We start from the raw sequence: 6,526 nt of genomic DNA, 5'->3' as shown, positions 1-6,526 counted from the left end.
GAGCCCCGCGCCTGATCTCGCGCCGCTGGTAGCCAAGGCCGAGGGATTGCTGCGCGAGGCGCTCGGCGACCTACTCGCCGCACGTGAGCGCGAGGGTGAACGAATTCGTGAACTGCTGGAGGAGCGGGCCGCTGCCATCGGCGAGCAGGCCGCGGCCGTGCGCGAGCAGGCGCCCGCCGTGCGCGAAGCCCTGCGCGCGCGCTTGGCGCGCCGCCTGTCGAGCTTGAACGTGGAATTTGACGAGGGACGACTCGAGCAGGAGCTGGCCCTCGGCCTGACACGGATCGACGTGGACGAGGAACTCGATCGCCTGCATGGCCACCTCGACGATTTGCGCCACGTGCTTGCGCAGGGCGGCCCCGTGGGGCGGCGCCTCGACTTTTTGATGCAGGAGTTCAACCGCGAGGCCAACACGCTCGGTTCCAAGGCGCAGGACACCCACGGCACGCGCGCCGCGGTGGAGCTGAAGGTGTTGATCGAGCAGATGCGTGAACAGGTGCAGAACCTTGAGTGATTTGGCGGCGCCCCCCGGCGCCCTATTCGTGATCTCCGCGCCGTCCGGCGCCGGCAAGACCAGCCTGGTGAAGGCGCTGATCGAGCGCCATCCCAATGCCTGCACCGCCGTGTCGTACACCACGCGTGCGCAACGGCCGCGCGAGGTGCACGGCAAGGACTACTTCTTCGTCGAGAAAGACGAGTTCGCGCGCCTGCGCGAAGCTGACGAGTTTCTCGAATGGGCGGAGGTGTTCGGCAACCACTACGGCACCAGTCGCACGCAGGTGGAGTCGCTCGTGCGCGAGGGCCATCGCGTGATCCTGGAGATCGACTGGCAGGGGGCGCGGCAAGTACGCCAGCAGATGCCGGAGAGCCGTCTCGTCTTCATCCTGCCGCCGTCGCGTGAGGAGTTGGAGCGTCGCCTGCGCACCCGGGCCACGGACGATGAGTCGGTCATCGCTCGACGGTTGAGCGAAGCGGAGGGCGACATGGGGCACTGGGCGGAGTTCGACTACGTCATCGTCAACGACGATTTCGAGCGCGCCGTGACCCAGCTGTGCGACGTGCTGGATGGCAAGGGCGCTGACCTGCGCACGGACCCGGCCCAACCTCCGTCACCTGTCCGCCACAAAGCAGGCTGAATCGGGTAACCTAGACGGCCCGGTGCTCGTCAGCCGAGCGCCCCGAGACTAGTAGCACCCCCACGTTGGACTGAGGACTGCATGGCCAGAATTACCGTCGAGGATTGCCTGGGAAGCGTCGATAACCGCTTCGAACTCGTGCTCGTGGCATCGAAGCGTGCCCGCAAGCTCGCCAATGGCGCTGAGCCGTTCGTCGATATCGAAAACGACAAGCCCACGGTGGTCGCCCTGCGCGAGATCGCCCTCGGTTTCGTCGGGCCGGAGATTCTGGCCGAGCAGGAAGTGGCGGAGCCCGATCCGGTGGAAGCCGAAGCGCACTCCGCGCAGGAATCCGCCGATGTACCGGCCCAGCAGCCAGACCCCGAGGTATAGCCCCGCGCCTCTCGGTGCGAACCGCCCTGCCGGCGCCGAGCGCCAGCGGGGCATCGGCGGTTGTCCCCACCCTCGCGCCCAGCGCCGAGGAGGCCCCCGCTGACCGCCATTCCGCGTGGCCGAGAGTCGGCCGGCCTGCGCGAGCTGCTGGCGGCCACGCGCAAATACCTCTCCGCCAGCCAGGTGGGGACGGTACTCGATGCCTACCATTTCGCCGCCAGCGCCCACCGCGGGCAGACGCGGCGCACGGGCGAGCCCTACATTACCCATCCCGTCGCCGTCGCCCGCATCCTCGCTGAGCTGCACCTGGATCAACCGAGCGTGGTCGCGGCCCTGCTGCACGACACGATGGAGGACACGGGCACGGCCCGGGCCCAGATCGAAGAGCGCTTCGGCGGCCAGGTCGGCCACCTCGTCGATGGCGTGAGCAAGCTGGATCAGATCCGCTTCCAGTCCAAGGCCGAGCAGCAGGCGGAGAGCCTGCGCAAGATGCTCTTTGCCGTGACCGACGACATCCGTGTGATCGTGGTCAAGCTCGCCGATCGCCTGCACAACATGCGCACACTAGGCGCGCTCAAGCCGGAGAAGCGCCGCCGCATCGCGCGCGAGACCCTCGAGATCTACGCGCCCATGGCGAATCGCCTGGGCATCAACACGGTGCGCGAGGAGCTCGAGGACCTGGGCTTTCGCCACCTGAGCCCCCACCGCTACGAGGTGATCGCCCGCCACCTCGACAAGCGCACGAGCAAGCGAACCCAGCTCGTGCGCAGCGTCGCCGGCGATCTGAAGAAAGCCCTGAAGACCAATGGGCTGGCCGCTGCGGTGACCTGGCGGGTGAAGTCGCCCTACAGCGTCTACCAGAAGATGCGCAAGAAGAGTCGATCCCTGCGCGACATCACCGATGTGATCGGATTTCGCGTCGTGGTGGACACGGTGGACGATTGCTACCGCGCCCTCGGCATCCTGCACCAAACCTACAAGCCCGTGCCGGGCAACTTCAAAGACTACATCGCCTTACCTAAGGAAAACGGTTACCAATCCCTGCACACCACGTTGTTCGGCCCGAAGAGCGAGCCGCTCGAGATTCAGGTGCGCACGAGCGACATGGAGAAGGTGGCGGAGTCGGGCGTCGCCTCCCACTGGCTGTACAAGACCGGCGATGGGGATCTCGGCGGTGAGTCGAAGGCTCGGGAGTGGCTGAAGGGCTTGATGGAGTTGCAACAGCGCAGCGACTCCGAAGAATTCCTGGAGAGCGTCAAGCTCGACCTGTTCCCCGACAAGGTGCTGGTGTTTACCCCACGGGGTGACATCAAGCGCTTGCCCCGAGGCTCCAGTGCCGTCGACTTCGCCTACGCCGTGCACACGGACGTGGGCAATCGCTGTGCAGCGGTGAAGGTGGATCGCCGTCTCGTGCCCCTGCGCACGGAGCTGCAGAGCGGGCAGACCGTAGAGGTCATCACCTCGCGCAACGCCAAGCCCAACGCCTCGTGGCTGAACTTCGTGGTGACGGCCAAGGCGCGTACGGGCATTCGCCTCTACCTGCGCGACATGAAGCGCGGGGAGGCGATCAGCCTCGGGCGACGCCTGCTGGAGGCGGCCCTGGTGGACATCGACCTCTCCCTTCGTCGTGTGGCCGAAGATCGCATGGCGGCGGTGCTCGAGGAGCTCGAACTGGCCGATCGCGACGCCCTGTTCGAGCAGATAGGCATCGGCGGGCAACTGGCCCCCCTGGTGGCGAGCCGCCTGGCGCTCGCCGTCAGCGTCGACGGGTCGGCGGACGCGGCGCCCGTGGCGGTGGCCAACGCGCGCCGCGGCACCCTCGCCATCCACGGCACCGAGGGCTTGGTGGTGGAGTACGCGCGCTGCTGCTTCCCGATCCCCGACGACCCCATCCTCGGCTACGTCAGCGCGGGCCGCGGGGTGGTCGTTCATCGCGAGTGCTGTCGCCGTGTCGCTGAGTACCGGCGCGATCCGCAGAAGTGGATCCCCCTCCAGTGGGAGACTGAGTCGGGGGTGACCTTCGCCGTCGAGATCCAGGTCGAGGCGGCCAATCGCACGGGCGTGCTGGCCAAGGTCGCCACCCGCATCGCCGACTACGGCTCGAACATCGAGAAGGTGGCGGTGGTGCAGCAGGAGGGGCAGAGCTCCTCGCTCGTCTTCCTCCTGCACGTGACCGACCGCAAGCAGCTGGCGCGGGTGATGCGCGGGGTGCACGCCATGTCCGAGGTGCTCAAGGTGACGCGCTCGTGCGAGAAGGCAGCGCGTGAGCAACGCCTGGGAGATGCGCCGGAAATGCCGTGATGGGCGCGGCTTAGGGGCGATGGCGGAGGGCGCGCGTGCCGGTTACGCTTGCGCGCATCCATCGTTCACCCTTCGCGGAGCACCTCACCATGTCCTCTTCCCGTCAGCCGATCCACACGGACCAGGCCCCCGCGGCCATCGGCCCCTACTCGCAGGCCGTTCGCACCGGCGATCTGGTCTTCCTATCCGGCCAAATCCCCCTCGACCCCGCCTCCATGGAGATGGTGGACGGGGATATCGATCAGCAGATCCGCCAGGTGCTGGACAACCTGTCCGCCGTCGCTCGCGCCAGCGGCCGGAGCCTCGATCATCTGGTGCGGGTCACCGTCTACCTGATTGACCTCGGCAACTTCGCCCGCGTGAACGCGTTGATGGAGGAGTACTTCACGGCGCCCTACCCGGCGCGAGCGGCGGTTGGCGTGAGCGCGTTGCCCAAGGGGGCGCAGGTGGAGATGGACGCCATCCTGGCGCTTTGAGCGCGCTCGTCTACCTAACGAAACTGTAGGCTTTCGCCCTTCGATGAAAGCGCCCGACGCTCACCACGCCACGGCTCAGTCCGTGACGTCCCTGCGTGGTGTTGGGCCAACTGTTGCCGAGCGTCTGGCGCGCCTTGGCATCGAGCGCTTGATCGACCTCCTCCTGCATCTGCCGACACGCTACGAGGACCGCACCCGCGTCGTGCCCATCGCCGCCCTGCGGCCCGGCACGAGGGCCGTGGTAGACGGAGAAGTGCAGCACGTGGAGAGCACCTTTCGTCGTCGGCGCACGCTGTTGGTGGCGCTCGATGACGGTAGCGGTGCGCGACTCACCTTGCGCTTCTTCCATTTCTCTCGCGCCCAGCAGGCGAGCCTGAGTCGCGGTCAGCGCTTGCGCGCCTTTGGCGATGTGCGCAGTGGAAGCGGCGGTGGCATGGAGATCGTGCACCCGGAGTATCAGCTGTTGCGCGGTGAGGCGGCGCCGCAGGCACCCGAACACCTGACGGCCATGTACCCGGTGACCGACGGCCTCGGCGCACCGCGCCTACGCGCGCTGATCGAGCAGGCCCTGCGCGTGCTCGCCCGCCATCCTCTGCCAGATCCCCTGGCGCAGTTGACTGCGCTGACAGATCTTCCTTCGCTGAACGAATCCATTCGCTTGCTGCACTTGCCGCCGGCCGAGACCGATCTGGAGGCCTTGGAGGCGGGTCGCCACCCGGCCCAACGGCGCTTGGCCTTCGAGGAGTTGCTCGCTCACCAGTTGAGCCAGCGCTTGCTGCGGGCCAGCTTGCGCACGGACCCGGCGCCGGTGATTCGCGCCAAGGGTGAGCTGTTCGATCGGTTCATCGATGGCTTGAGCTTCAGTCCCACGGGTGCGCAGCGACGGGTGATCGAGGAGATCGTGCAGGACCTCGGTGACGGTCAGGCGATGCTGCGCCTGGTGCAGGGCGATGTGGGTTCGGGCAAAACCCTGGTTGCCCTCGCCGCCAGCCTGGTGGCCGTGGAGGCCGGCTTTCAGGTGGCGATGATGGCGCCCACGGAGCTGCTCGCCGAGCAACACGCGATCAGCTTCGAGCAGTGGCTGCGGCCCCTGGACGTGCTCTCCCTGCGCCTCACGGGGCGCCTCAAGGCGGCCGAACGGCGCTCAGCGCTCGCCGCCCTCGAGAGCGGTGATGGGCAGGTGGTCGTGGGCACCCACGCCCTGTTTCAGGAGCAGGTGGAGTTCGCGCGCTTAGGTCTGGTGGTGATCGATGAGCAGCATCGCTTCGGCGTCCACCAGCGCCTCGCCCTGCGCGAGAAGGGCCTCGACAGCCAAGGCCTCGCCCCGCACCAGCTGGTGATGACGGCAACGCCGATCCCGCGCACGTTGGCCATGAGCGCGTATGCCGATCTGGACACCTCCATCATCGATGAGTTGCCCCCAGGCCGCACGCCCGTGCGCACGGCGGCGGTGCCTACCTCCCGTCGGGCGGAGCTGGTGGCGCGCATCGCCGAGCAGTGTCGCGCTGGCGCCCAGGTGTATTGGGTGTGCCCGCTGATCGAGGAGTCGGAACACCTCAACGTTAGCGCTGCGCAGGTGCGTGCCGAGTCCTTGGCCGAGGCCTTACCGGAGCTGCGCGTCATGCTCCTGCACGGGCGCATGGCGAGTGCCGAGCGCACAGCTACCATGGCGGACTTCAAGGCGGGCCGCGGCGACATCCTGGTGGCGACCACCGTGATCGAGGTGGGCGTGGACGTGCCTAACGCGAGCCTCATGATCATCGAAAACGCCGAGCGCCTTGGGCTCGCCCAACTGCACCAGTTGCGAGGGCGCGTCGGCCGCGGCACGGCCCAGTCCAGCTGCGTGCTGCTCTACGAGCCGCCCCTGGGGCAGTTATCGCGAGCGCGCCTGGACATCATGCGACGCTCCAACGACGGCTTCGAGATCGCCGAGAAGGACCTGGAGCTGCGCGGCCCTGGTGAGGTGCTCGGCACGCGCCAAACGGGCATTGAGAGCTTCCGCGTGGCGGAACTGGTGCGCGACGCCGATCTTCTGCCGGACGCCCGGGCCCTGGCCGACACGCTGCTCGCCGGGGATGGCGAGGCGCGCGCTACGGTCACCCTGCTCACGGATCGCTGGGTGGGCAAGGACGTACGCTACGGCGCCGTCTAATCCCCTCTCGAGCGCTGCGGCGCTATATCATGTGCGCGTTGTTTTTGCTGGAGACCTCGTTTGGCGACCGAGCTTCCATCCCCGTGGCG

General features: G+C 67.6%; 6 protein-coding genes. All 6 read left to right on the top strand.

What is annotated here, in order from left to right; all coding sequences use genetic code 11:
• On the top strand, positions 1 to 514 hold a 514-nt coding region (locus tag AAF184_15035; protein MEO0423651.1), incomplete at its 5' end, for a DUF1732 domain-containing protein.
• Entirely contained in the window at positions 507 to 1,136 is a 630-nt protein-coding gene (gmk, locus tag AAF184_15030) for a guanylate kinase (protein ID MEO0423650.1), read from the top strand. The genes AAF184_15035 and gmk, both read left to right, overlap by 8 nt.
• Before the next feature lie 81 nt (positions 1,137 to 1,217).
• On the top strand, positions 1,218 to 1,508 hold the full coding sequence (gene rpoZ, locus AAF184_15025; protein ID MEO0423649.1) for a DNA-directed RNA polymerase subunit omega: 291 nt from the start codon (positions 1,218 to 1,220) through the stop codon (positions 1,506 to 1,508).
• Positions 1,509 to 1,568: 60 nt separating this feature from the next.
• Entirely contained in the window at positions 1,569 to 3,809 is a 2,241-nt protein-coding gene (locus tag AAF184_15020) for a bifunctional (p)ppGpp synthetase/guanosine-3',5'-bis(diphosphate) 3'-pyrophosphohydrolase (GenBank protein ID MEO0423648.1), read from the top strand.
• Positions 3,810 to 3,898: 89 nt separating this feature from the next.
• Positions 3,899 to 4,285, top strand: a complete 387-nt coding sequence (locus AAF184_15015) for a RidA family protein (protein ID MEO0423647.1) — start codon at positions 3,899 to 3,901, stop codon at positions 4,283 to 4,285.
• A 43-nt stretch (positions 4,286 to 4,328) separates the two neighbouring features.
• On the top strand, positions 4,329 to 6,437 hold the full coding sequence (gene recG / locus AAF184_15010; GenBank protein ID MEO0423646.1) for an ATP-dependent DNA helicase RecG: 2,109 nt from the start codon (positions 4,329 to 4,331) through the stop codon (positions 6,435 to 6,437).
• Positions 6,438 to 6,526: the final 89 nt, after the last annotated feature.

The organism is Pseudomonadota bacterium, assembly GCA_039815145.1.
Lineage (GTDB): Bacteria > Pseudomonadota > Gammaproteobacteria > Steroidobacterales > JBCBZW01 > JBCBZW01.
Note: the sequence above shows the minus strand (reverse complement) of the source record. Positions and strands in the feature narration are given on the sequence as shown.